General features: G+C 35.6%; 24 protein-coding genes. 21 read left to right on the top strand and 3 right to left on the bottom strand.

Going from position 1 to position 26,928, the window contains the following annotated elements; translation table 11 throughout:
• Window positions 1-150: 150 nt before the first annotated feature.
• Complete coding sequence (locus tag NAF01_RS22965) at window positions 151-1,545, top strand: cell wall-binding repeat-containing protein (RefSeq protein ID WP_250801255.1); 1,395 nt, start codon at window positions 151-153, stop codon at window positions 1,543-1,545.
• Between the two features lie 95 nt (window positions 1,546-1,640).
• Here the strand turns inward: NAF01_RS22965 and NAF01_RS22960 are convergent, their stop codons facing one another.
• Window positions 1,641-1,907: a hypothetical protein gene (locus NAF01_RS22960; protein WP_250801254.1), complete on the bottom strand. Its 267-nt coding sequence runs from the start codon at window positions 1,905-1,907 to the stop codon at window positions 1,641-1,643.
• Between the two features lie 138 nt (window positions 1,908-2,045).
• Window positions 2,046-2,597, bottom strand: a complete 552-nt coding sequence (locus NAF01_RS22955; RefSeq protein WP_250801253.1) for a class D sortase — start codon at window positions 2,595-2,597, stop codon at window positions 2,046-2,048.
• A gap of 139 nt (window positions 2,598-2,736) precedes the next feature.
• Here NAF01_RS22955 and NAF01_RS22950 point away from each other — a divergent pair, with 139 nt between their 5' ends.
• From NAF01_RS22950 to NAF01_RS22940, 3 genes are all read left to right on the top strand, one after another.
• Window positions 2,737-6,615: a leucine-rich repeat domain-containing protein gene (locus NAF01_RS22950; protein ID WP_250801252.1), complete on the top strand. Its 3,879-nt coding sequence runs from the start codon at window positions 2,737-2,739 to the stop codon at window positions 6,613-6,615.
• Window positions 6,616-6,685: 70 nt separating this feature from the next.
• Window positions 6,686-6,907, top strand: a complete 222-nt coding sequence (locus NAF01_RS22945; RefSeq protein WP_250801251.1) for a hypothetical protein — start codon at window positions 6,686-6,688, stop codon at window positions 6,905-6,907.
• A 114-nt stretch (window positions 6,908-7,021) separates the two neighbouring features.
• Entirely contained in the window at window positions 7,022-8,443 is a 1,422-nt protein-coding gene (locus tag NAF01_RS22940; RefSeq protein ID WP_250801250.1) for a cell wall-binding repeat-containing protein, read from the top strand.
• 39 nt (window positions 8,444-8,482) lie between these two features.
• Here the strand turns inward: NAF01_RS22940 and NAF01_RS22935 are convergent, their stop codons facing one another.
• Window positions 8,483-9,295: an SGNH/GDSL hydrolase family protein gene (locus NAF01_RS22935; RefSeq protein ID WP_250801249.1), complete on the bottom strand. Its 813-nt coding sequence runs from the start codon at window positions 9,293-9,295 to the stop codon at window positions 8,483-8,485.
• A 198-nt stretch (window positions 9,296-9,493) separates the two neighbouring features.
• On the opposite strand from NAF01_RS22935, the gene NAF01_RS22930 reads away from it, so the two are divergent.
• From NAF01_RS22930 to NAF01_RS22850, 17 genes are all read left to right on the top strand, one after another.
• Window positions 9,494-10,234 carry a YveK family protein gene (locus tag NAF01_RS22930; protein WP_250801248.1) on the top strand — a complete coding sequence of 247 codons (741 nt, stop codon included), beginning with the start codon at window positions 9,494-9,496 and terminating at the stop codon, window positions 10,232-10,234.
• Window positions 10,235-10,256: 22 nt separating this feature from the next.
• The gene (locus NAF01_RS22925; protein ID WP_250802530.1) at window positions 10,257-10,928 is read left to right on the top strand and encodes a CpsD/CapB family tyrosine-protein kinase; all 672 of its coding nucleotides are present in this window, start codon (window positions 10,257-10,259) and stop codon (window positions 10,926-10,928) included.
• Between the two features lie 85 nt (window positions 10,929-11,013).
• Window positions 11,014-11,775: a tyrosine-protein phosphatase gene (locus NAF01_RS22920; protein WP_250801247.1), complete on the top strand. Its 762-nt coding sequence runs from the start codon at window positions 11,014-11,016 to the stop codon at window positions 11,773-11,775.
• 310 nt (window positions 11,776-12,085) lie between these two features.
• Window positions 12,086-12,979, top strand: coding sequence for a UTP--glucose-1-phosphate uridylyltransferase GalU (gene galU / locus NAF01_RS22915; protein ID WP_250801246.1), 894 nt, complete (start codon window positions 12,086-12,088; stop codon window positions 12,977-12,979).
• An 18-nt stretch (window positions 12,980-12,997) separates the two neighbouring features.
• The gene (locus NAF01_RS22910) at window positions 12,998-13,672 is read left to right on the top strand and encodes a sugar transferase (RefSeq protein ID WP_250801245.1); all 675 of its coding nucleotides are present in this window, start codon (window positions 12,998-13,000) and stop codon (window positions 13,670-13,672) included.
• Between the two features lie 22 nt (window positions 13,673-13,694).
• Window positions 13,695-14,636: a GDP-L-fucose synthase gene (fcl, locus tag NAF01_RS22905; RefSeq protein ID WP_250802527.1), complete on the top strand. Its 942-nt coding sequence runs from the start codon at window positions 13,695-13,697 to the stop codon at window positions 14,634-14,636.
• A 15-nt stretch (window positions 14,637-14,651) separates the two neighbouring features.
• Window positions 14,652-15,731: a GDP-mannose 4,6-dehydratase gene (gene gmd / locus NAF01_RS22900; RefSeq protein WP_250801244.1), complete on the top strand. Its 1,080-nt coding sequence runs from the start codon at window positions 14,652-14,654 to the stop codon at window positions 15,729-15,731.
• 21 nt (window positions 15,732-15,752) lie between these two features.
• On the top strand, window positions 15,753-16,280 hold the full coding sequence (gene epsC, locus NAF01_RS22895) for a serine O-acetyltransferase EpsC (protein WP_250801243.1): 528 nt from the start codon (window positions 15,753-15,755) through the stop codon (window positions 16,278-16,280).
• 106 nt (window positions 16,281-16,386) lie between these two features.
• Entirely contained in the window at window positions 16,387-17,745 is a 1,359-nt protein-coding gene (locus tag NAF01_RS22890) for an IS1182 family transposase (protein WP_163140644.1), read from the top strand.
• A 155-nt stretch (window positions 17,746-17,900) separates the two neighbouring features.
• Complete coding sequence (locus tag NAF01_RS22885) at window positions 17,901-19,406, top strand: oligosaccharide flippase family protein (RefSeq protein ID WP_250801242.1); 1,506 nt, start codon at window positions 17,901-17,903, stop codon at window positions 19,404-19,406.
• Window positions 19,381-20,595 carry a hypothetical protein gene (locus NAF01_RS22880; protein WP_250801241.1) on the top strand — a complete coding sequence of 405 codons (1,215 nt, stop codon included), beginning with the start codon at window positions 19,381-19,383 and terminating at the stop codon, window positions 20,593-20,595. The genes NAF01_RS22885 and NAF01_RS22880 overlap by 26 nt, the downstream gene beginning before the upstream one ends.
• Window positions 20,573-21,706 (top strand): glycosyltransferase family 4 protein, encoded by a 1,134-nt coding sequence (locus tag NAF01_RS22875; RefSeq protein ID WP_250801240.1) that lies wholly within the window; start codon window positions 20,573-20,575, stop codon window positions 21,704-21,706. Before NAF01_RS22880 ends, NAF01_RS22875 begins: the two co-directional genes overlap by 23 nt.
• The gene (locus tag NAF01_RS22870) at window positions 21,703-22,632 is read left to right on the top strand and encodes a glycosyltransferase family protein (protein WP_250801239.1); all 930 of its coding nucleotides are present in this window, start codon (window positions 21,703-21,705) and stop codon (window positions 22,630-22,632) included. The genes NAF01_RS22875 and NAF01_RS22870 overlap by 4 nt, the downstream gene beginning before the upstream one ends.
• Window positions 22,633-22,637: 5 nt before the next feature.
• A complete protein-coding gene (locus NAF01_RS22865; RefSeq protein WP_250801238.1) occupies window positions 22,638-23,765 on the top strand; it encodes a glycosyltransferase in 1,128 nt (375 codons plus the stop codon).
• Entirely contained in the window at window positions 23,755-24,318 is a 564-nt protein-coding gene (locus NAF01_RS22860; protein WP_284709490.1) for a WcaF family extracellular polysaccharide biosynthesis acetyltransferase, read from the top strand. Before NAF01_RS22865 ends, NAF01_RS22860 begins: the two co-directional genes overlap by 11 nt.
• Window positions 24,311-25,555 (top strand): glycosyltransferase family 4 protein, encoded by a 1,245-nt coding sequence (locus tag NAF01_RS22855; RefSeq protein WP_250801237.1) that lies wholly within the window; start codon window positions 24,311-24,313, stop codon window positions 25,553-25,555. Before NAF01_RS22860 ends, NAF01_RS22855 begins: the two co-directional genes overlap by 8 nt.
• A gap of 24 nt (window positions 25,556-25,579) precedes the next feature.
• Window positions 25,580-26,911, top strand: a complete 1,332-nt coding sequence (locus NAF01_RS22850; protein WP_250801236.1) for a UDP-glucose dehydrogenase family protein — start codon at window positions 25,580-25,582, stop codon at window positions 26,909-26,911.
• Window positions 26,912-26,928 lie beyond the last annotated feature (17 nt).

Below are 26,928 nucleotides of genomic sequence, written 5' to 3'. Positions count from 1 at the left end.
ACCGGTACAAACGTGCAGGTATGCTCTTTTTCGTTAGCTAGACGCTTCTAAAGCTTTGTGAGAAGAAACTATTTTTTTCTGAAAATTTTAAATGGACCGCTGAAACTGGCGCTTTTATATATACAGTTTCAGTAAAATGGAGGCAAACTTGTGAAAAAAGGTATTGTGTTTTTAGCTGCTTTCGTTCTGCTATCTTCTCTATTCTCTATTCCAGCTTCAGCAAACAATGGTTTTGAAGAGATGAAGTCCAAGCTTCAAGTTGAAGATGAGTATCCAGATATTAATGAGCAAGAACCCAATGATTATTTTACAGAAGCAAATTCAATTTCTTTGGGAGATAACGTTACGGGTACGATGAGTCCGGCAGATAGGGACATGTACAAGATTACCATCCCGAAAAAAGGCGGGTTTCTCCTTGCAGGGGAAGTGTTAGAAGCTTTCACAAGCATGACTGGTCAAATTAGTGTTGTGATCTATAAGGAAAATGCTGATGGAACCAGGGAGGATATAACGGAAGCGAGAAGCTCCTTTGATGAGGAAGGCGGGTTTTATGCTGAGGCTATTCTAGAACCTGGCACATATTACTTACAGTTAACCGACAACTATGAAACAACGAGAGGCGAAAAATATACGTTCACCACCATGCTATTTGAACCAGATGTATACAGAATCTCTGGTATGGATCGCTATGAAACTGCTGTAAATGTGGCATACGAAGGGTGGCAATACACTGGTGCTAATGAAATATTACTGGCAACTGGTACAGACTTTCCGGATGCCTTAGCGGCTGCGCCACTAGGTTACTATTTAGATGCCCCTATTTTACTGACTAAAAAAAATTCGCTTCCAGAATCGGTTATTCAGGCCATTCGTGAACTGGGTGTATCGAAAGTAACGATTATTGGAGGTACCGGCGTCGTATCCCAGGGGATTGAGACCTATCTCAAGAATACACTTGGATTAACGGTTGAACGCATTTCTGGAAGCACAAGATATGATACGGCAGTTAAAATTGCAAATAAATTACCTATACAAGAGTCAGCTATTGTGGTTTCCGGACAGAATTATCCGGATGCTTTATCGATTGGGCCATATGCTGCTATAACTGGCATGCCAATCTTATTATCTCAGTCCAATACACTTCCGTCTGCAACTGCAGCTCAAATAAAAAAATATAACAATACATTTGTTATAGGCGGAACAGGTGCCGTTTCAGAAAATGTTCGTAAACAGTTACCTAGCCCTGTTCGAGTCAGCGGAAAAAACCGCTATGAGACATCAGTGAATGTATCAAAATATTTCTACTCAGCTGGAATTGACTCTGCATTTGTGACAACAGGAAGTAATTTTGCAGACGTACTAACGGGCTCTGTTCTGGCAGGACTTTATGTTGAGCCTATAGTGTTAACAACACCAAATACACTTCACCCAGCTGCAAAAGAACACTTTGTTGATGAACAAGTTCTGTGGTACTCCATTATTGGCGGCAAAGGTGCAGTGAGCCTTGATGTTGAAGATGAAATTTGGTCACTCATTCAACAATAACTTTGAAAAGAGACAGGGAAGCTCCTGTCTCTTTTTAGCGTAGAAGTATTTTTATATAAATGTCTTGTTTATTTGAATTAGACTCTTACACCTGTTCACTGAAAATCATGCTTTTCCGAACTGCTGTCCTTTAAAAACAGAGATATTAAAGCAACTATAAAAAATGCAATAGCCAATGTGGAAGAAAAGGTAGAGGAATCAGGTAATAAAACCTTTCCTGCCACAAATGATAAAACTCCCATTAATAAATAGGAAAGAAAGTTTACAGTTTTAGTATTTTTTAATCTTAAAGTGTGTTTCAGTGCTTCTATTAAGGTAATAGAACCAAAAATAATGAATAAGTTTAGCAGTATAGCTTTCACTCCTAATCCCCCTAAACGATCATTGCAAGCAGCTGATTATTTCTCTTCCACATCCTCATTTTGTTATGTAAATGGATGGTTCTTGATTGTGTTTCCCTCCATCTTTTCCTTGTTCTTCATCTATTAACAGAAGATGATTTAATTTATTGGCTTGGCATAAAAGATAAACCGCTCTGGAGCATCCCCAATAAAGTTAAAAGGGTAGCAGGTAGTGACAGTCAGTACCTCTTCTGGAGACGTGCTTTTAATAATACTAAGATCGTCCGCATCAATAATCTTCGTATCATAAATTTCATAAGAAAAGTCCCCATACGACAATTTCACGGTAAAGATGTCCCCAACCTTAAGTTGGTCAAATTTCCGAAAGACTGTGTCCCTGTGACCTGAAAGCACAATTTGGTCTTTCTGGCCGGGAAATGCCGTCCCGGTATAATGCCCCACCCCAGCCTCAAGCTGATCATTATCTGTACCTTCGATGATGGGGATATCCTTATTAATTTTAGAAACTGAAAGAAGTCCGATCGTTTCATTTTGTTCAAACGAAAGCTTCTTTTCTGTATCTTCATTCAGCATTTTAACGGCGGCCTCTTTTCTTTCCTCAACCTGAATCTGGGAATCTCTTATCTCAAACAAAGAATAAGCCGTAATGGCTGCTCCAAGCAATAGAAGCAAATAAATGAGCGCTTTCATGCCTTCCCCCTTTATTGTCGAAAAACGGCTAAAAATAAAGATTTACTTTTATTTATTAACCATTATAATTATCTTAATTGTATAATTCTAGTAAATTATAGTAAATATTAACTATTAATATCCAAGAAGGAGCAAGCGAATGAAGAAAAGAAAAAGCTGGTTAAACATTGCAATGATTATGGCTATTATTTTCTCCCTTATTAGTCCAATTTCACAGACACAAGGACTGACAACTGCAGCTGCCATGATTGATTTGGCGGACCCTGTGGTGGAGGATGGAAAGGTAACGTTAACCTGGAAAACCATATTATCTGTCCAGGATCAAGGCCCGGAAACCTATAAGATCATTAAAAACGATGAAGTCCTGGATGTCGAGCCAACTTTGCTATCCAATGAAATCCTGGGGGAAGATGTCGTTAAAACATACGAGTATATGGACCAGGCTGCCGCAGAAGAGCAGGTATATGTTTACTCTATTAAGGGCCAACAGGGTGATGTGGAGTTAACAAGTACTGCAAAAACGGTATCGGTATACATAGAGGATAACCAATCCTCACAAGAAGAAAGTAAGGAACCTGTGCAACAGGCCGCAGAAAAAAGCGCTGAAACTGCCGAGCCTTCAGAAGGCAGCCAGGAACAGCCGGCGTCTGAACAGGATTCCGTTCCAGCCGAAGAACCAGCTAATCCTGATGCTGAAGAGGTTATCCTGGATAACCCTAATCTTGAGAAAATCATCCGCGAGCAGCTGCCTAAACCGGAAGGCGCTGTTGTAAAAGAAGACCTGGAAAAGTTAACTTTCCTGAATGTAAATGACCGATTTGGAGATATTAATAGTTTGAAAGGATTAGAGCTTGCGGTTAATTTAAAGCATCTAATCATTGAAGATGTATCGATATCAGATATCAGCGTCCTTGGGAACGTAACAAATCTTACTGAATTAAAACTAAATTCATTGCCTTTAGAGAATATTAATAGTCTTTTAATGCTTCCCCTTCTGGAAAAAGTTCAAATCGGGAATCTGGAGATGGACCTAAGTCAATCAGAAGTGCTAAGGGATTTATCTCATAGAGGCATTCACATTGAAATGTTAGATGACAGTAAATCGTTTCTTTTAGATGTTTATCGGATTACCGAGTCCTCTGCCCAAGTTTCGTGGGGTATGTATGGGAAAGGCAAGATCGACAAATATACTTTAACTGTTAACGGAGAAATCAATGCCACACTGAATGGTGACATATATGAATACCATTTAACAGGCCTGAAGCCATCAACCTCCTACAATATTAAAGTAAGCGCCTTAAGCACTGGAAGTGTATTGGCAGAAAAAGAATATACCTTTAATACTTTAGCGGCGCCACTAGGAGAAAAGGTTTCAATAACAGATCCTAATCTCGAAGCAGCCATCAAGGAAGAGCTTGGCCTTGATCGAGAACTTTACACGAGTGACATGGAAAGATTAACGGCTCTCTTTGCTCCGGGCATGGAAATTGAAACACTTGATGGTTTGGAGCATGCCATGAATTTGGACCATCTGGTTATTTATGATAACAGAGTAGAGGATTTAACTCCTCTTAAGAATCTAACAAAGCTTGTCATCCTGGATATTGGCGATAACCCTTTTTCAGATTCTTCCGCTATTGTGAATCTGAAGAACTTAGCCAATCTGGATGTATCCTACACAGAATTTGAAGATTTCATTTTCTTAAAAGAACTTCCAAGCCTTCAAACGGTTTATCTTTATGGAAATCTTCAGATTGAGGACCATGCGCCATCTATAGAGGCACTTGAATATCTTCAATCAAAAGGTGTAGAAGTAAACTACGACTTTGACGAGAATGTGAATATGGAGATCTATACTGATTTTGTGAATGAATCAAAAATCGGAATCTCCTGGGACTATTGGACAGAGGAAGAGGATGATTACTCCTACCCGGATCAATACGTGCTTTCTGTTGATGGGGTTGAAAAAGAAATCTCAAGTGAAACAAATTCAGAGATTTTCACTGGCCTGAAGCCGGAGACAGAATATAGCTTTAAAGTAAAAGCTTATCAGGAAGGAAAATTAATCGGAAAGGCAGCGTTAACGGTAAGTACAGCTTCACTGCCAACTGGAGAAATTATTCATTTTCCGGATAAGAAAATGGAAAAGGCATTGAAGGAAAGGCTTGGACTCGATCGGGATATTCAGGAAAGTGACATGCTCTCGCTGGTATCGATTGACTTATCATCAGCTGGAATCACAGACCTATCCGGCTTGGAAAAAGCGGTCAACCTGGAGGACCTGTCTCTTTGGGATAATAACATCAAAGACCTATCCCCATTAGGCGGGTTAACACATTTAATGAGTCTGGATTTGGATGGAAATCCGATTACAGACCTTAAACCGCTTAAAGGATTATCTAATCTGTTTGCATTGTTTCTTTCTAATACAGGGATTAAAGACTTTTCCAGCTTAAATAACCTATCCGGTTTAATGTATTTGACACTCTCGAATAACGGCATCGGAACCATTCCGGACCTGTCCGGGCTAAAAAACCTTGAAATATTGGAACTGAGCAGCAATAACATAACATCTCTGAAGGGTCTTGAAGGACTGTCAAACCTGATGATGCTGACCATTGAAAGCAATCCGGTTTCCGACTTTTCAGCACTGTCCAAAATGAAGCTGTTATTTTTGGATGCTTCTTATACAGATATGCAAAACCTTAAGTGGGCGGCAGATCTGACCCAATTAGAGGGCCTTGCAGTTGCTGGAAACAATCTCAGCGATATCTCACCGCTGAAGAACTTGAAAAACTTATCCATGCTTATGGCAAACGATAATCAAATAAGTGATATTGGAGTTCTTCTTGAGCTTGAAAGGCTGGAATATGTAACTTTATTTAACAATGAGGGACTGGATCTGGCTGATGGCTCCGAAGCAATGAAGATCATTGAGCAGCTGCTGGCAAAGGGAGTCTTTGTTGAATACGAAAACATTGAGGAAGGAATGCTTTACTTTGACTCAATTAACTCAACAAGCAGCACCATTGATGTTTCCTGGATTTATGAAGGGGAAGAGGAGATTGAGGAATATCAGCTGTATCTGAATGGTGAGCTAATAGGAAGCGCAGATCCATCTGACCCTTTCTATACCTTTGAAGGATTGGAACCTGGAAAAGAATATGAAATCATGGTAGAAGCATGGTCTGGAGAAGAAATTATAGATTACGGCTTTGCTTTTGTATGGACCCTGAGCGAAGATTTAAATTTCATAGATGTCAGTACAACAGATAGCTCAATTGAAGCCTCTTGGGAATATACAGGGGACGAAGAGTTAAGCGGCTATAATGTCTATTTGGATGGCGAGTACCTGGAGTTTATTGACGCAGAAACAAACGATTATACCTTCGAAGAATTAATGCCGAGAACATCCTATACCTTAGCCCTGGAAGCGGTCAATACAGAAGAATCTGTTGTTTCTTATACCTCCACCGACGTTCAGACAGAAAGTGACAGTGCTGTAAAGTTCGTGGATGTCACAGCAGCAGAAAACACGATTGAAGCTTATTGGGAATATGCAGGCGCAGAGATTGATGAATATTCCCTCTATCTGGATGGAGAATTGGCGGCAACCCTGGGTCCTGAAGAATCTTTCCATGAATTCACCGGCTTAGAAGAAGCCACTGAATACGAAATTAGCATTGAAGCTATTTTGGAAGGAGAAGTTGTTGCGTCTGATTCGCTGCTAATTAGCACGGAAGAAGCCGGGAAAGATGATGGCGGCACTGTTCCTGGTAAAAATCCAGGCAAAGGCGGAACACCGGATAAAGATAAAGGAAAACCGGGTTTACCGGCAAAAGATCAAAATGTGAAAGATAACAAGCCAGCCAAGCAGGCTGTAAAAAACACTAAATCAGGCAAGAAGCTTCCAAATACAGCGACGAATATGTACAACATGCTGGCGCTGGGATTGACTTTGTTATTCGCTGGGTCCATGCTCATGCTATGGCACAGCAGAAGAAAGAAGCTTGTATAAAAGTAACAGGATCCCTCCTTATATGGGGGGATTTTGTTATGTCAGTATAATAGAAAGGAAATAACTTATCATGAAAAAAGTTATGAAGCTCTCATTCATATTATTGATCCTATTAGCAAGCGGCTGCAGCAGTAAGGAAGAGGCTGAAAAGCATGAAAAGGAATTAGCCAAGCTTCAAAAAGAAGTGAGCGGGCTAAGAATAGAAAACACAAAACTGAAAATGGAAAATACAAAGTTGGAGAAGAAACTGAAAACAATCATAAAGGAGAGATCCGACGACAGCAAAAATTAATGTATTGAATCCTTTGTTTCCCCTTTTTCAAGAATTTACTATTTTTAGATATAAGAAGAAATGCTATGATTAATATGTCTAAAAATACAGATAAATGTCACATAGGGGGAAAGAATGAAAAGGATCAATCAATGTTTAATCCTGTTGTTGTCGGTGCTTGTAATTATATGGAATATAGATATGCCGGAGGCAAAGGCAAACTCAAACCTGGAAAGAATTTCGGGAGATAACCGAATACATACAGCTATTAAAATATCACAAAGAGGATGGCCGAAGGGGCTGGTTTCACAGGAAAGAGCGGTTATCCTGGCAAGGGCTGATAATCCGGCTGATGCACTCGCGGCCGCAAGCCTAGTAGGAGTAAAGGATGCTCCGATTCTATTAACCTATCCGAACACAATCGACGCTGCCACTATGAATGAACTGGCACGCTTAAAAGCTGCAAAAGTTTACATACTCGGAGGAACAGGTGCAATTAGCGCAGGGGTGGAAAATGCAATCAGAAACAAAGGAATTGCCACTCAAAGGGTAAAAGGAAGCACCCGCTATGATACGGCAGCTGCCATCAATTCCATAACAGGGTCTTCATCAGCGAAAGCCATTCTCGTAAACGGGGATACCATTGTCGATGCATTGCCTGCGTCCAGCTATTCAGCTATTAACAAAATTCCTATCTATCTTGTAAAAAGAGACTCACTGCCAAAAGCCCTCCCTCCTGCGGTCAAAGAAGTAATCATTTTTGGCGGAACAGGGGTGGTCAGTGAGAACTTAAAAAAATCACTTGCAGCAAAAGGCATTAAAGTACAAAGGGTGTCAGGTGAAAACCGCTACAGTACAAGCGTGGAGGCAGCAAGCTTAAATAATAATACTAACAATGTCATCTTTGTCAGAGGCACGTCCACCAATCAAACTTACCCTGAATATCCAGATGCAGTGGCTTCTTCCGGATTGGCAAAGAAATTAAATACAAATATTGTGCTCGTCCATCCAACAAGTGTCCAGGACCCGGTCTTTGATTATGTAAATCAAATCGATCCAAAGGTATACGTACTTGGAGGAACAGGTGCTGTAACAGATAAGGTGTTAACGGGCTATGGACTATTAGCCGGTAATTCATGCCCGCCTTTTAACTGGCCGGCAGACGGAACTCTAACATCAGGATTTGGATCCCGCTGGGGAAGCTTTCATTATGGAATCGATATTGCCAAAAAAGGAGATGTGCCTGTAAAAGCAGCATACGATGGAACCGTAAGCTATGCAGGGACAATGAGCGGGTATGGCAATACCATCATGATCAGACACAGAGGAGACACACAGGAGACGCTTTATGCTCACTTAAGGAGCATATCAGTTAAGAAGGGCCAGATTGTCAAAACCGGCCAGCAGATCGGCTGGATGGGCAGTACCGGCCAGGTAACCGGCCAGCATCTTCATTTTGAAACACATTTGGGGTTGTGGAATGGGTCGAAATCCAATGCAGTTGATCCGATTAAGCTGCTGCCGAATTCATCAACGCCTGCTTCGTGCTTTCCATAAAATGAAAAACCACCATTGAAGATTCAATGGTGGTTTAATTTACTTGCTGATAAAATACTCGTTTACAAACTGGCTCCAAAGAAGGTGGCCCTGTTCGTTAGGCACATCACCTTCCTGGGATAAGTAATCCAGAATTTCTTCACCCTGGGGATCAGGCCATGCTGCCCAGTGATCAAGATAAGGAATTTCGTTTGTTTCTGCATACTTTTTTAACTCTTCCACCTGAACAGGATAATAACTTGCCTGATAGATGGGATGTGGAGGCTGAATAATAAATACCGCTTCCGGGTTTTCAGTTTTAACTGTTTCAATCCAATTAGTTATATGGGTATGAGAATCCTCAATACGGACCTCGCCATTATCATTTAGAGTCAATGGCTCTAAAAGAATCAGATCGGGCTTTAAAGCTGCCAGTTCCTTAGCTTTATTCTCAGCAGAGAAATCCATGGAGGTTCCATTATAAGTTTGGATCACTATCTCTAAAGAATCAGCGCCATATGCTTTCTCAAGCTCTGCCTTTGTTAATTGGGCCCAGCCATTCGTTTCATTTCCAAGGGCCTCCGAACCAGCAAGGACAATTTTGAAAGGCTCTTCTTTTGGCAGAGACAATTCAAGTTGCTTTTTTGCTGCTTCAGGCCAATTTTTGGATAGAATCTCGAACTCTTCTAAAGTGATTTTTGTAGTACTCGACGGAGCTTCAGCTTCAGGTGTCTTTGTAACAGGGTCTAGATCTTTACTTTCCTGTGCGGGCTCCTGTTTGGAAAGCCCGGTTCTTTCATTCCAATGGGCATTTCCTAAAAAAAGAACTACTCCACAGCAGATTGCAAGAATAATAATCAATAAATGCTTCATAACAGCCTCCAATAAATAATGTATGTAATAATTACCAAATGAAAATAGTATCTATCAAATTCTTACATTTTATAGTTAAATAGGAAGAGGATTACTGGTTCATTACATTTTCATTAAAATTATGACAAAAAAACACAAATTTAGCAATATTATATGATATAATACCTTTTGTTTTAAACATTTTACTAGGAGGATATCATGGAGGAAACAATTAGTCTTAAAGAACTATTCCAGACATTGAAAAAGAGATTCTCTCTTATTATAGCTATAACCATTGTCGCAGTCATGATCAGCGGGATAGTCAGTTATTTCGTATTAACACCGATATATCAATCTTCAACCCAAATTCTTGTAAACCAGGCGAAGGATGAGCAAGGGGTATATACGGCCGGTGAAGTCCAAACCAACCTGCAGCTAATTAACACCTATAACGTCATTATTAAAAGTGCAGCGATTCTTGAATTAGTGAAAAAGGAACTGAACCTTGATATCACTACAGGTGCACTGAATGAAAAAATAACCGTTCAAAGTGAGCAAAATTCACAGGTTGTCACAATCTCAGTGCAGGATGAAGACCCGCAGGTGGCTGCGGATATAGCCAATAAAACAGCGGAAGTTTTCCAAAAAGAAATCGTTAATATTATGAACGTAAACAATGTAACAATTCTTGCTAAAGCAGAATTAGGAGAGAACCCATCACCAGTTAAGCCACAGCCTCTTCTTAATATTGCAATCGCAATGGTGGTAGGTTTAATGGCAGGTGTCGGAATTGCCTTTCTATTAGAATACTTAGATAACACCATTAAGGATGAACAGGATATCGAAAAAGCAGTAGGTCTTCCTGTGCTTGGCGTTATTGCAACGATTGAAGAAACAAATGAAAGCCCAAGCCGTTCCGAAAGAAGCTCAAGATTAAGGGGTGAGACGATTGGCTCTTAAAAAAGCAGTGAAAAAGATGGCGATGGAACATAAACGCAAGCTCATCACAAAGAACGATCCAAAATCACCTGTATCAGAGCAATACCGAACAATCAGAACAAATATACAATTCTCCTCTATAGATGAAGAAATTCGAACTATTATGGTGACTTCTTCAGGCCCTGGAGAAGGAAAATCCACAACAACCGCTAACCTGGCTGTGGTATTTGCGCAGCAAGGAAAAAAAGTGCTGCTTGTTGATGCGGATTTAAGAAAGCCTACCGTTCACTATACCTTTAATATATTGAATACATCAGGATTAACCAGTGTACTAACAAGCCAGCTTCCGCTTATGGAATCTGTTAAAGCGATTGATGTGAAGAATTTATTCATACTTCCAAGCGGTCCCATTCCTCCTAATCCATCAGAATTATTGGGATCAAGAGCGATGGATTATTTTATGAAGGCTGCTTTGGAAGAGTTTGATATTATCCTATTCGATACACCGCCTGTATTAGCTGTAACAGATGCACAAATATTATCAAACAAATGCCAGGGAACAATCATTGTTGCAGGCAGTGGAAAAGCAGAAAAAGATCAGTTAATCAAAACGAAAGAGTTATTAACCGGTGCTCAAGGAAAACTATTAGGAGTCGTTTTAAATAATAAGAAAATGAAGGAAAATCAACATTATTATTATTACGGAGCGAACTGACAAATTTCGACTTTTTTTACTCTTTACGGTATTAAAGCAACATGTTACCATTACAAAAGAACTAAAAAACGGGAGGGATAGAGGTATGATAGATATCCATTGTCATATTTTGCCTGGAGTGGATGACGGGGCACAAACGATGGAAGATAGCCTGGAAATGGCAAAGGAAGCAGTCAAAGAGGGCGTTAACTCTATCATCGCTACCCCTCACCATAACTCTTCTTATCAGAATGAAAAAAAAGAGATTGTTACAGCAGTGAACGAATTAAACACGAGATTAAAAGAGAAGGACATACCTTTAACTATTCTTGCAGGACAGGAAGTAAGAATTTATGGCGAGATTTTAGAGGATCTGGAAAAAGGAACGATTCTTCCATTATGTGAATCTCAATATCTATTTATTGAATTCCCATCCAATCATGTACCAAGATATGCTGAAAGACTGCTATTTGATATTCAGCTGCAAGGTTTAATTCCGGTTATTGTACACCCGGAACGAAACAAACAATTACTGGAGCAGTCAGACCTCCTATATCAATTTGTGGAAAAAGGAGCACTGACTCAAGTAACAGCATCCAGCTTATGTGGCTATTTTGGGAAAAACATTAAGAAATTCTCGCATCAATTAATAGAGGCAAACTTAACTCACTTTATTGCATCTGATGCACATAACATAAACAACAGGACATTTAAAATGTCAGAAGCTTTTGATGAAATAGAAAATCAGTATGGAGTAGACATGGTTTACATGTTTACTGAGAATGCGGAGCTCTTAGTGCAAAACCAAAATATCTACAAAGAAATACCTGAGAAAATTAAACGCAAGAAAATTCTTGGAATCTTTTAATTATTTCAACTAGTGGAATAATCATAATATCAGAGAAATGACCGGTAATGTCTCCTAATCCGATACCAATGGAGACACTCGGCCATGCTGTGGGTAGATCGGCTTACCTTAGACGCAGTGTCGTCGATAGTATGGTGTGAGGGGGGGTTAGATGCCCCGTGGCACACTGCCACACGAATTTATTTCGCTTACAGAAATATCAGAATATAAACTTGTAAATGTCTAATGCTAGCGCAGGAAACCTCCTGTTTTACCATTAGATATTTATTTTGGGTTTTTTGCTTTAATAATAGAAAGGGGAAAAGAATTAATGAAAAAGGTACGTAAGGCTATTATTCCTGCTGCAGGTCTCGGTACAAGATTTTTGCCAGCAACAAAAGCAATGCCAAAGGAAATGCTACCGATTGTGGATAAACCAACAATTCAGTACATAGTGGAAGAAGCGGTTGCTTCAGGAATTGAGGATATTATTATTGTTACTGGTAAAGGGAAGCGTGCGATTGAGGACCATTTTGATTTTGCACCAGAGCTTGAGCAGAATCTGGCTGAAAAGGGGAAGCTCGACTTATTAGAAAAGGTTCGCTACTCTACGAATTTGGCAGATATCCATTACATTAGACAAAAAGAACCTAAGGGATTAGGTCATGCAGTATGGTGTGCCCGTAACTTTATTGGTGATGAGCCATTTGCTGTGCTGCTGGGCGATGATATTGTGGAGAGTGACACGCCATGCTTAAGACAGTTAATTGATCAATATGAAGAAACCCATTCTTCTGTTATTGGTGTACAAACTGTTTCTGATGAAGATACACACAGATATGGGGTCATCGATCCTGAGAGCCAGAACGGACGCCGTTATCAGGTTAATAACTTTGTAGAAAAGCCAAAATCAGGTACAGCTCCATCCAATTTAGCCATTATGGGTAGGTATGTCCTAACCCCTGAAATCTTTATGTTTCTTGATAAGCAGGAAAAAGGAGCTGGTGGAGAGGTTCAGCTAACGGATGCTATTCAACATTTAAACCAGATTCAGCGTGTGTTCGCATATGATTTTGAAGGAAAGCGATATGACGTAGGTGAAAAATTCGGCTTTGTGAAAACAACGATTGAGTTCGCTTTACAGCATGAGGATTTAAAAATAGAAATGCTGGATTACTTAAGAGAAGTTGTCGCAGCAAATGATGCTAATCTTATTAAGTTGTAAAGCGAAGGAAGGGTCAGTATGTCAAACATAGCAAAGGAAGAATATTTATACGTTCAACAAAACCAAAAGGTTCCTGTTAATAATCGGCTATCATATTTGGCTGCTAAGAGATTCGTTGATATCGTGGGCTCTTTAGCTGGAATTATTTTATTGAGTTTATTATTTTTAATTGTGGCTGCTTTGATCAAATTGGATGATCCAAAAGGAAGCATTTTTTTCTCGCAGAAAAGAGTCGGAAAAAACGGCAGGCAATTTAACATGTATAAATTCCGCTCAATGGTCTCCAATGCTGAAGAAAAGCTTCAGGAGCTTCTTCAATATAATGAAGTGAGTGGAGCAATGTTCAAAATGAAGGATGATCCAAGAATCACGAAAATAGGGAAGTTTATTCGCAAGACAAGTATCGACGAGCTTCCTCAGTTATTTAATGTCTTAAAAGGCGATATGAGCCTGGTGGGTCCAAGACCTCCACTTCCAAGGGAGGTAGAGGAATATTCCGATTATGACAAACAAAGGCTATTGGTAGCTCCTGGTTGTACAGGTCTCTGGCAAGTGAGCGGAAGAAGCAATATAGGATTTAAAGAAATGGTAGATCTTGATTTGATGTACATTAGAAAAAGGTCGCTATTATTCGATATCAAAATTATACTAAAAACCGTGCTTGTCTTATTCGGTTCTAAAGATGCTTTTTAGGAAAAGAGGTTAATAAACTATGATGAATAAAGACTCTAAAGTATATGTGGCAGGTCACCGTGGCCTTGTCGGATCATCAATCTTAAAAGCCCTTCAGGAAAAAGGGTTCACAAATTTAGTGTATCGTACTAGCAGTGAACTTGATTTGACAGATAAGGCGCAAGTGGACAAGTTTTTTTTAGAAGAAAAACCTGAGTATGTCTTTCTTGCAGCTGCAAAAGTAGGAGGTATTGTTGCTAACAACGAATATCCTGCTGACTTTATTCGGGACAACCTGTTAATTCAAACAAACGTCATTGATGCAGCATATCGAAATAATGCAGAAAAACTTCTGTTTTTAGGAAGTACGTGTATATATCCAAAAATGGCTGATCAACCATTAAAAGAAGAATATCTTCTAACTGGCGAACTTGAGCCTACTAATGAGCCTTACGCTATTGCTAAAATTGCAGGCATTAAAATGTGCCAGTCTTATAACCGCCAATATGGTACTAAATACATCTCCGTAATGCCGACCAATTTGTATGGACCTAATGATAACTTTGACTTGCATACTTCACATGTATTGCCTGCATTAATTCGGAAGTTTCATGAAGCGAAGGAAAATAACAATCCTTATGTTGAAGTATGGGGTACAGGTACACCTAAACGTGAATTCCTTTATTCAGAAGACTTAGCAGATGCATGCCTGTTCTTAATGAATAATTATGAAGGAAATGAAATTGTCAATATCGGTGTTGGGGAAGACATTTCTATTAAAGAACTTGCGGAGAATATTAAGAGTGTGGTGGGCTACAAAGGTGAGATTCAGTTTGACATAACGAAGCCGGATGGAACGCCTAGAAAACTAGTAGATGTTACAAAATTGAATTCTTTAGGTTGGAAAGCAACCACGACTTTAGATGAAGGTCTAAAGAAGGCATATCAATGGTTTTTAGAAAACCAACTAACAAAAGTAAATTAATTTCTGGAGGATAAAATGAAAAAAGCACTAATTACAGGCGTCACAGGCCAAGATGGATCCTATTTAGCAGAATTCTTACTAGAAAAGGGTTATGAAGTACATGGCATGATCCGCAGAAGCTCTTCCTATAACCAGGAACGTTTAGAGGATGTTTTATCAGAAGAAGAAGCAAATGCACTCTATAATAATGAAAACTTTCATCTTCACTATGGGGATGTAACTGATGCATTGAACGTAACTCGAGTTATTGGGGAAATTCAGCCCGATGAAATATATAACCTAGCAGCTCAGTCTCATGTTCGTGTTTCATTTGATATGCCAGGATATACACTTGATGTTGATGCAAAAGGAACTTTAAATATTCTTGAAGCAGTACGTATCTTAGGATTAACAGAGAAGACTAGAGTATACCAAGCATCTACATCTGAACTTTTTGGGAAAGTACAAGAAGTTCCACAAAAGGAAACAACTCCGTTTTATCCGCGATCCCCATATGGAGTTGCAAAGATCTATGGATTTTGGATTACGAAGAACTACCGTGAATCCTATAATATGTTTGCTGTAAATGGTATTCTTTTTAATCATGAGTCAGAACGTCGCGGGGAAACTTTTGTTACTCGTAAAATTACACTTGCTGCTGCGCGTATTGCACAAAAGAAGCAAAAAAAGCTAGCATTAGGCAACTTAGATTCCTTACGTGATTGGGGATATGCTAAAGACTATGTTGAATGTATGTGGCTAATTTTACAACATGACAAAGCAGAGGATTTTGTTATTGCAACTGGTGAAATGCACTCTGTGCGTGAATTTGTTGAATTAGCTTTTAATCACGTGGGCATTGAAATTGAATGGACTGGAAAAGGTATTGAAGAAAAGGGTATTAACAAGGAAACGGGTGAAATAATTGTTGAAGTTGATCCTAAATTCTTCCGCCCAGCAGAAGTTGATCAATTATTAGGAGATCCTACAAAAGCAAGAACTTTACTAAATTGGAACCCGACTAAAACATCGTTTAGTGAGTTAATTAACAAAATGGTGAAATCTGATATGGAAAAAGTAAGAACTGAAAATATTGCTAAAAGAATGTTTGATTAATTCCATTGAAGAGTGACCTATATGATTAAAAAAATTAAAGCAGATATAATAAGAATGTATGATGGGAAATATAGTAAAATTAATATAGTAAAAATGGCTTTTACTCACTCTAATCTTCAATGTTTATTATTATTTAGATTACAAGAGGCCTTGTTTCAAAAAAATATACCAATTCTCCCTAGTTTGTTAAAATACCTAAATCAATTTCTAACAGGTGCAGAAATTGGACTTCCTGTGAGAATAGGGAAGGGGTTAGTAATCCGTCACTCAAATGGGATAGTTATTGGTAATGGAGTCGAAATTGGAGAAGATTGTACACTATTACATCAAATCACTTTAGGAGAAAAATATGGAGATGGGAAAGATAGCAAGCATCTTTATCCTAATATCGGTAATCGTGTAGTAATTAGCTGTGGGGTAAAAATTTTAGGTGGTATTACAATCGGAAATGATGTTACAATAGGCGCTAATGCAGTAGTAATTAATGATATTAAAGCAAATACAATAGCAGTTGGAATACCAGCAAAAACAATAGAAAAAAAGGACTAGATTTTTCTAGTCCTTTCAGACTGTCGACAAACTCGGTGAAAATCGTGCTTGTCTGCAGTCTTTTTTGTTTTAAAATAGAAGTAATACAATGCTTGAGGTGATTTAAATGCTTTCAAAACATAATCCAATTCAACGGGATCAAATTGAAATGGTTGCTTTAGACGAACTTGTACCAGCGGACCATTTGGTTCGCAAAATTGAAGCAGCGATTAATTTCTCATTCATCTATGACTTGGTAAAAGATAAGTATTCAGAAAAAGGGCGCCCAAGTATTGACCCTGTAATATTAATTAAACTCACATTCATTCAGTATACCTTCGGTATTCGCTCCATGCGTCAAACCATTGAAGAATTGAAAACGAATATGGCTTATCGATGGTTTTTAGGTTATGGCTTTCACGATAAAGTTCCTCACTTCTCAACTTTCGGTAAAAATTATGAGCGTCGATTTAAAGACACCGATCTCTTTGAACAAATATTTTATCGAATCTTAAAAACCGCAGCTGAAAAGAATTTAATTAGTGTCGAACACGTTTTTGTAGATTCTACGCATGTAAAAGCGAGTGCAAATAAACGCAAATTTGAAAAGAAAGTGGTTCGAAAAGAAACCCGTGCCTATCAAGAACGCCTTCAAGAGGAGATTAACCAAGACCGTGAGGATCATGGAAAAAAGCCGTTTCCACCAGATAAGTTTGATAAGGAAGAATACAAAGAAATCAAGGAAAGTACAACGGACCCAGAGAGTGGTTACTATGTAAAAGATGAGCGTACCAAACAGTTCGCCTATTCTTTCCATGCGGCCGCAGACCGCAACGGCTTTGTTCTTGGGACAATTGTAACTCCTGGTAACACGCATGATAGTCATATTCTAGAGCCATTAGTAGAACAGGTCATTGATAAAGTTAGTAAACCAAAAGCTGTTGCGGCAGATGCAGCCTATAAAACACCTGCCATCACGAGCTACTTATTGAAAAACGACATCACTCCTGCCTTACCTTACACACGACCTCGCACAAAAGAGGGTTTCTTCAGAAAACATGAGTATGTTTATGATGAGCATTTTGACTGTTACATTTGCCCGGATGGTGAGATATTAAAATATACAACAACTACAAAGGAAGGGTATCGCCAATATAAATCAGATCCTCGAATTTGTGCTGGATGCTCTTTCTTGTCTCAATGCACACAGAGTCAAGCACATCAAAAACTGATTCAACGTCATGTGTGGGAGGAGCATGTGGAAGAAGCAGATCATCTTCGCCATCATCGAGACGTCAAATCGATCTATGAAAAACGCAAAGAAACAATTGAACGAGTATTCGCAGATGCAAAAGAAAAGCATGGCATGCGTTGGACAACCCTCAGGGGACTTAAAAAATTGTCGATGCAGGCGATGCTTACTTTCGCTGCCATGAATTTGAAGAAAATGGCCAACTGGACTTGGCAAGGTCCAGAAATGGCCTAAATGATAACCTCGGAGAGGTCTGTAATTGCTTAAAAAACCATAAAAAATCAAAAAAGGGTTCGGAATGAGACTAATCCGAACCCTTTTTGTCTACAAACTGAAAGGACTAGATTTTTCTAGTCCTTTTTTTATTTTAAATTAGGATGGCAGTTATAATGCAATTATTAATAAAGATAAATAAATTTAAAAAAAATAGGGATATAAGTAATATTTTATACAGCTTATTAGCTTATTTAATTATTCCTTTGGGAACAATCATTTCAACTCCTATATTAATTAAATATCTTGGTCTAGAAAATTATGGTTATTGGATTCTTATAAATTCCATTATTGCAATTATGGGAGTTTCCAACTTTGGATTAGGAAATTCTATTATAAAATTTGGTTCTAAGTATATAAAAGTAAATCAAGACGATATTTTTAAAGATATCATTTCAACGACCTTATTCCTATCCTTAGTGATTTCTTTAGCTTTAATTTTATTATCTATAGTTTTAGATTTATTTTTTTATAATTTAATTAGTACTATTATAAAATTAAATATTCCCTTCACTATAGTTACACTTATTGTTAGTTTGAAGATAGTATCAGGTATATTTTCATCGATTATAATGGCATATCAACGATATGATATTACTAACAAAATTAATATTTTTTTTAATTTAGTCCTTATATTATTTTCAACGTGTATGGCAGTGCTTACGTCAAAAATTGAAGATCTAGTAATAGTCCTATTAATTACTACTGCAATTTCATCTATCTTCTTTTTCAGAAAAGCTAAACAAATTTTGAACAGAACTTCTATTAGTATAAAATTTAAGAAAGATGCATTTAAAGATATAATACATTTTGGCGCCTTCTCTTGGTTACAAACTATAATTAGTATAATTTATAATCAGATAGATAAGATAATAGTTAGCATATTGTTAGGCCCACAAATGTTAGGTGTATATACAGCTTGTTTACAAATTGCCTTGAAAATACATGAAATTCCGACTGCAGCTGGGGCATTTTTGTTTCCTAAATTTAGTGAGAGTAGTGAGGAAGGGAGAAATTCTTATACGAAGCTCTATATAAATGCTTCTATTATTTTGTTATTATTTATTTTTTTAATAGGCTTTTCGCTCTTTACCTTCTCTAGTGATATTTTAAAAATTTGGATTGATGAAGGGTTTTCAAAAAAATATGGTCATTTATTAAAAGTATTAATAGTCTCTATATCCTGTGGAACCTTATTTGTAGTACCTTTTTATCTTTTAAATGGGTTGGGGTATGTTAAATTAAATACTCTTGTAAATGGTCTTTTGTCACTAGTTAGTGTATTAAGTACTTTAGTTTTAATTCCTTCTTTTGATTTACTAGGGGCAGCGTATGGTAGGTTACTAGGATTACCGATAATAATTTATATAATCTTCTATGTAGTGGAATATAAATTATTAAAAATTAGCATTTACCCTAGAATTTTTTTAAAAGTATCTTTTTTAGAGGTAATATTTTTAGTGCCAACCCTAATTCTATATAATTTTATAAGCAGCTCCTCTACTTTTTTCACTATTTTAATGTTTATATTGATAGTGGTGTTCCATGCTCTATATAGTATACCTGTCTTCAAATTTGTAAAGAAGAGGTTTTTTTATGATGGTAAACATGATAGAAAATAAAAAAATAATAGCCTATATATTACTTGTTAGTACACTATTTATTAGTCCGTCATTACTAAGTCTATCATATAGTTATATAGGAATAATGATGGGTTTAATAGGTGTTTTTGTTTTTATTATTTTTTTAAGGGGGAAAATTGAAGTATCTCGATTGGCTTTGAGTATTATTATTTTCAACTCTTTATATTGGTTTTTTATATTATTGCAGACTTTACTAATTCCAGACACAGAATCAAAGTACTTGCTTCAAACTTCAATAATAAATTTAATATTGTTAATCGTTTTTTGCATTTTACTTAATGATAAAAATTTAAATTATATTTATTTTAGAAATTTAATTAGATTAATTTATATATTATGTTTATCGTTTACTATAACAATATTATTATCTGAGGTAATAAGCATTGAGAAATTATTATATTACCAAGTTAACATAGGTAACTATCACACAGGGGGAAGTATTTATTTTCCTTTTACAGCAATATATGGAATTATGCATAGTGGTGAATTAGCTCTTCCAAAATTCCAACTTTTTTTCAGGGAATCTGGAATTGCTCAGGCATTTATAATATGGAGCATATTTAATCTGAAAAAGTATAAATTAAACAAAAAAAGGATTTATATCATTCTTCACATAGGTCTAATAGGAACCTTTTCAACTACAGCAATTGCAATTTATTTTATAACGCTAGCCTCCTTTTTTATATTGAGCGGTAAATTAAACTTAAAACAATTACTAGTAAGTATGATTATTCTATGTGGAGCTTATTATGGGGTTATGAATATTCCGTTTATAGGAATACAAGATAAACTAATAACACATTCTGCTTCTATTGAAGATCGACTTGAAAATAATATAGGTGGTGTGAAGGAATTAATTCTAAACCCGTTTGGTCAAGGTTTTAAAGTAAGTGATAGTGATAATGAAGGTATTAGCATACTAGCATTAACAAGTAAAATTGGTTTAATTGGTTTGATATTATTACTATTGACCTTTTTCGGGCCTATGATATTTACAATGGAAAAAGGAAATTATTTATTTTCCATATTACCAATCTTTTTAACTGCATTATTAGCTCAACCTATTGCTGGTGATGCAATGATGGGTATCATACTCCTTTCTAGTATTAATATTAAAGAGAAATTTTCTATGGAAGGTACTAAATATGCAAAAAATCTTGCTTTTTGATGCGTCTAACAGTGGGCATCATTTTTTATATAACTATACTGTCTTACAAGCTATAAAGCAATCTAACAAAAATTTTGATATAACTCTTATCTCCCCAGTAACTGAGCAGGAACAAATTGATAGAATCTTAGGCTTAAATATAAAGTTAATAAACGATAAAAAGTATTTTGATGGTTCATCGAAAAAGGTTAATAGTTTAATTAGGTTTATTCGATTATTGAGATTGTCAAGAAAAGAAAAGTATCATTCCATACACTTTCTTTACCTAGATAGTGAAATCCTTAATATCTATTTATTAAAAAATTTTTTAAGACATAAAAATATTATTGGTACACTACATTGGTTTCCTTGGAATGCTAAAAAAAGATATATGTTAAATACCCTTATAAACCGAAAAATAGTAAGATCTTTAATTGTACATGGAGAATATACAAAGAATAAATTTGTTGCAGGTTCTATAGATTCAGTCAACCTGCATTCAATAACTTATCCGAATTTCCATAAACCTTCTATACAAGAAATAAATGATTCTAAAAAGAAGAGAGTAAAATTACTAGCATTCGGCGGACTTAGGTTTGACAAAGGCATTGATATACTTATAAGATCATTAAAATATGTAAAGTATGATTATGAATTATTAATCGCTGGTAAAGAGGATTATTTTTCTAAGGGTGATATAGAAGAATTAATTAAAGAGAGCGGCATTGAAAATAAGGTAATGCTCGACTTGAAGTTTATTACTGACGAAGAGCTAGATAACTACTTTAATAAATCAGACATTGTTGTACTACCTTATAGGAGACACTTTTTAGGACAGAGTGGTCCTCTTACAGAAGGCGTTGCAAGAAAAAAACTTATAATTGGGCCAAAAACTGGAGAAATAGGGTTTACTTTAAGTCATTATAATATCGGAAGAACATTTGAACCTGAGAACATACATGATTTAGCTGAAAAAATGAATATCCTAATTAAAGAATATAAAAAAATAAAAACATCCATTCTACCTTACCAAGAAGAGTATATAAAATTACTATCTAAAGATTGTTTTATTGACTCTTACAAGTCAATATATAAGGAAATAGATCAAATTGATACGGAGGGTAAATATTGAATTTAGCTCCTATAGTTTTGTTTGTTTATAACAGACCCAAAGAAACTTATAATACCTTGAAGTTATTGGAACAAAATTCTCTAGCTTGTGAAAGTCACTTATTTATATTTTCTGATGGTCCTAAAACCCAAGATCAAATAGAAAACGTTAACCAAGTTAGAAAGGTTATTGGTAATATTAAAGGATTTAGAAAAATTTCTATAGTTAAATCTGAATCTAATAAAGGATTGGCTAATTCCGTAATAACTGGGGTAACATCTGTTATACAAAAGTATGGAAAGGTAATTGTATTAGAGGATGACTTAGAGACATCTAAGTATTTTTTGACATATATGAATGAAGCACTAGATTATTATCAAAATGATAAATCTATTTGGTCAATATCTGGATATTCACCAAATATTAAATTACCAAATGAATATGATAGTGATCTATATGGTGTGCCAAGGGCTTGCTCATGGGGATGGGGTACCTGGAGGGATAAGTGGGAAAAAAATGATTGGGAACTTAAAAATATAGATGAAGTTATAAAAAATATGCAAACCAGAAAGCTTTTTGATAAACCAGGTAATGATATGACATATATGTTAAAGGATCAAAAGAATAACCTAATAGATTCTTGGGCTATAAGATGGTGCTATAATCAATTTATTGATAGATCATTAACAATATATCCACGTTATTCTTTTGTAAATAATATAGGTTTTACAGGCGAAAGTACCCATGGTTCAATTTCAAAAAAATTCAATACGAAAGTAAGTAAAGTATATAATATAAAATTTAAAGAAGTTGTTCAAGATGATAAAGTTATAAAGGAATTTGCAAAGTTTTATAATATGAATTTTATAAACTATATTGGAAGAATTTTGAAGACTTTGGGGATATATAGAAGGGTTAAATTTTTATATAAAAAATTAAGGAAGTAAAAAGAATGAAAATATTCGTAAATGCAACTGCAGCTGATGTTGGAGGTCTCAAAAGTATAGTTGAACATTTCTTGGCACATATTAGCCAAAATGGTTATGGGAATGTATATTATGTTTTTGTTAGTAATGATCAGTTTGATACTTACAGTAACGAAACAATAAAATTAATAAAAGTGAATTCAAAGAAATGGATTAAAAGAATAGTTTGGGATTTTTCTGGTATGAAACATTGGGCAATAAAGAATAACATTAAACCTGATCAAATCGTTTCACTACAAAATACACCTGTCAATTATAAAAAAATTGATCAAATAATATATCTTCATACACCTTTGCCTTTTGTAAATTACCAATGGAATATTTTTAAAAGAACTGAGAGAAAATTATGGTTTTATAAAAATATTTATCCTTTCTTTATTAAGCTCTTTTGGAATGAAAAGTGCAAAATTGTAGTACAAGCTAATTGGCTGAAAACCAGAGTTACACATATGTTAAAAATAGATAAAAGTAAAGTTTTTGTTATTAAACCAGACTTTTCATTAAAAGAAGAGCTGGAAAGTAGAAATGGAAAGTTAGAATATAAAAATAAGAAACTAGAAGAAGAAATATTTATGTTTTACCCCGCAATCGATTATTTATACAAAAATCATTTAACTATTTTTAAGGCTCTAAAATTAATAAAAAAGAACAATCCACAACTATATAATAAATTAAAGTTTGTAATTACAGTAAATAAAAATACAGAAACCTATCAGTATGCAAGGGAATTAGGAATAGAAAGTGCTGTTGAGTTTATTGGGAGAGTACCTTTTCCACAAATTATTAGAGAATATAAGAGATGTAAATTCGTTCTATTTCCAAGCTATATTGAAACTGCAGGCCTTCCTTTATTAGAAGCAGCATACTTTAATAAATTAATTATATGCGCAGATGAATTATATTCTAAAGAGTTGATAGGTGATTACGAAGGTATAAACTTTATTCCTGCATTCGATGTAAATGAATGGAAAAATATGATTGAATATTTTGCTGAGGTTGATATAGAACCATTTAAATATGAAATCCAATCTATAAACAGCAGTTGGGAAGAGTTTATGCTATTAATAAAGAAAGGGGATAAAATTGAAAATTAACTTAGCAAATTATAGCCAACATAATTACAGTAGAGGGAAGAATGGTTTATATATATTGTTATGGTGGATAATTCAAGGAACCTTATTCAAGTTTTCTATCCATAATATGTATAGTTGGCGGAATTTTTTACTTAAAATCTTTGGAGCTAATATTGGAAAATCAGTTAAAGTAAGAGCCACTGCAAAGTTTACTTATCCATGGAAGGTTTCCATAGGAGATTATAGTTGGATTGGAGATAATGTTCAATTTTATAGTCTAGATGAAATAACGGTGGGAAGCCACTGCGTAATTTCACAAGAATCCTATTTGTGCACAGGTAGTCATAATATAAAAGACCCTAACTTTGGCTTAATAACAAAGCCAATTGTCGTAAAAAATGGAGCTTGGGTTGCAAGTGATGTTTTTATATATCCAGGAGTGACTATTAATGAGATGGCTGTAGTAGGGGCAAGAAGTACAGTAACAAAAGACATACCTGCAAATGAAGTACATGTTGGATCTCCGGCCAAATTTGTTAAGAATCGATTCGAGGAAGAGGAAACATATGAATAATAAAAAGAAATTAACTTTTGTCATTAATTATTTCTATCCAGACCTTGCTTCTACTGGACAATTAATGACTGAATTATGTATTGCCTTGCAAAACGACTTTGAAATTACTGTTATTGCATCTCAACCTGGTTATGCTGGTGAGCAAACCAATAAAAAAAATAAAATATTTGAAATAGATTACTTGGAGAATATTAAGGTAGTTCGTATAAATCTTCCTGATGTGGATAAAACATCGAAGATTAGTCGAATTAAATATATATTCTCTTATTTTGTTTTAGCCACTATTGCATTAATTAAAGAAAAAAAGACTGACATTATATACACTATTTCTCAGCCACCTATTTTAGGCGGTTTAATTGGAACATTAGGTAAATTTATTAAACGTTCGAAGCACGTTTATAACATTCAAGATTTCAACCCAGAACAAGCAGAGGCAGTTAGTTATATAGATAAACAACTTATTTTTAACATAGCAAGAGCTATTGATAAATTAAATTGTAGTTATGCAGATCATATCATTTTAGTTGGTCAAGATATGTCTGAAACCTTGAAGTTTCGCTTTGAAGATAGGAATGTCCCTGCATATTCTGTTATTAATAATTGGACTAATGAAGATGAAATAGTTCCATTTGATAAAACTCATAAACAAATATCTATATTTTTAGATAATCATAATTTAAAAGATAAGTTTGTAATTATGTATTCAGGAAATTTAGGACTATATTATGATTTAGAAAACATTATTAAGGTCACAAAAGCGTTTAAAGATTTAAAAGATGTAATGTTTTTGTTCGTTGGAGAAGGTGCTGTAAAAAAAGAAATGCAAGATTATATTCAATCAGAAAACTTAAGCAATGTTCTTTTCCTACCATATCAACCAAAAGATTTTATTAAATATTCTCTGAATGTCGCAGACTTACATCTTGTTGTTAATCAAAAAGGAATAAAAGGGGTTTCAGTCCCATCTAAAATATATGGTGTTATGGCAGCGGGTAAACCAATCCTTGGAGTATTAGAGCAAGATAGTGAAGCACAATTGTTAATTGACAAAAGTAATAGTGGAATAGTCGTAGAACCACAAGACTATGAAGGTATAAAGAATGCTATTACTCATTTCTATAACTTAAGCCAAGAAGAAAGAAAACAGTTGGGCTTAAATGGAAGAATGTATCTAGAGCAAAATTTAAAGAGAGAAACATCTATTAATAAATATCGACAATTACTATCTCAACTGTAATTATTAGTTAAAGGAGATGAAACAATGAAATTAGCAGTAGTAGGTACTGGCTATGTTGGGTTGGTTACTGGGGTAGCATTGTCCCATATTGGTCACTATGTTACTTGTATAGATATAGATGAAGAAAAAGTAAGAAAAATGAGTAAAGGTATTTCTCCTATTTATGAGCCAGGATTAGAAGATCTGATGCTCCAAAATATTCAAAGTGGGCGTTTAACTTTTACAACAGAGCATAATAAGGGCTTTGCTGGTGTGGACGCAATATATATTGCAGTAGGTACACCAGAAAAAGAAGATGGTTCAGCCAATTTAATGTATATTGATGAGGTTATTAAAAATATCGCTGAAAATGTTGATAAAGATATTATTGTGGTAACTAAAAGTACTGTTCCAGTTGGTACTAATCATTATATTAAAAAGTTGTTAAAAGAATTAGTAAAAGGGGCTATTAAAGTAGAAGTTGTTTCTAACCCTGAGTTTCTCAGGGAAGGTTCTTCGGTATATGATACCTTTAATGGAGATCGGATTGTAATCGGTGCAGATAGTGAAGAAGCGGCTACGGTTATTGAAGAAATCAATAAGCCTTTTGGAATTCCCATATTCAAAACAGATGTAAGAAGTGCAGAAATGATCAAATATGCATCGAATGCTTTTTTAGCAACAAAAATTAGCTTTATTAATGAAATTGCAAATATTTGTGAAAAGCTTGGTGCGGATGTAGAAAGTGTCTCTCTCGGAATGGGAATGGACAAGCGTATTGGTTCTATGTTCTTAAACGCAGGAATTGGTTATGGTGGCTCTTGTTTCCCAAAAGATACAAAAGCATTGACTCAAATTGCATCTAACATTGATCATGAATTTGAATTACTAAAAGCAGTAATCCAGGTGAACAACAATCAGCAAAGAATTTTACTTGATAGAGCAAAAGAGCGATTTGATTCTATTAGAGGAAAGAGAGCAGCAATTCTAGGGTTAGCATTTAAGCCTAATACGGACGATATGCGTGAGGCTGCTTCTATTATTTTATCCAAGCAGCTAGTAGAAGAAGGGGTACAAGTTACTGCTTTCGATCCGATTGCAATTAGTAATGCAAAGAAGCTTTTACCCGAGCAAGTGGTATACGCAAATTCTTTGGAGGATGCAATTGACGGAGTAGATATGATCTTTATCCTAACAGATTGGGATGAATTTAAAGATATTGATTTAAAAGTATATGTCGAAAAGATGAAAGAGCCGATTATTTTTGATGGGCGTAATTGCTATGGGTTAGATAGGGTGAAAGATTATCCTATTGAATACCACTCTGTAGGACGAAATACTATATACAATCTTGAAAAACAACTGATTAAACATTAAATGATAGGGCAGACAAG

Source organism: Cytobacillus firmus (genome assembly GCF_023657595.1).
In the GTDB taxonomy this organism is placed as follows: domain Bacteria; phylum Bacillota; class Bacilli; order Bacillales; family Cytobacillaceae; genus Cytobacillus; species Cytobacillus firmus_B.
Note: the sequence above shows the minus strand (reverse complement) of the source record. Positions and strands in the feature narration are given on the sequence as shown.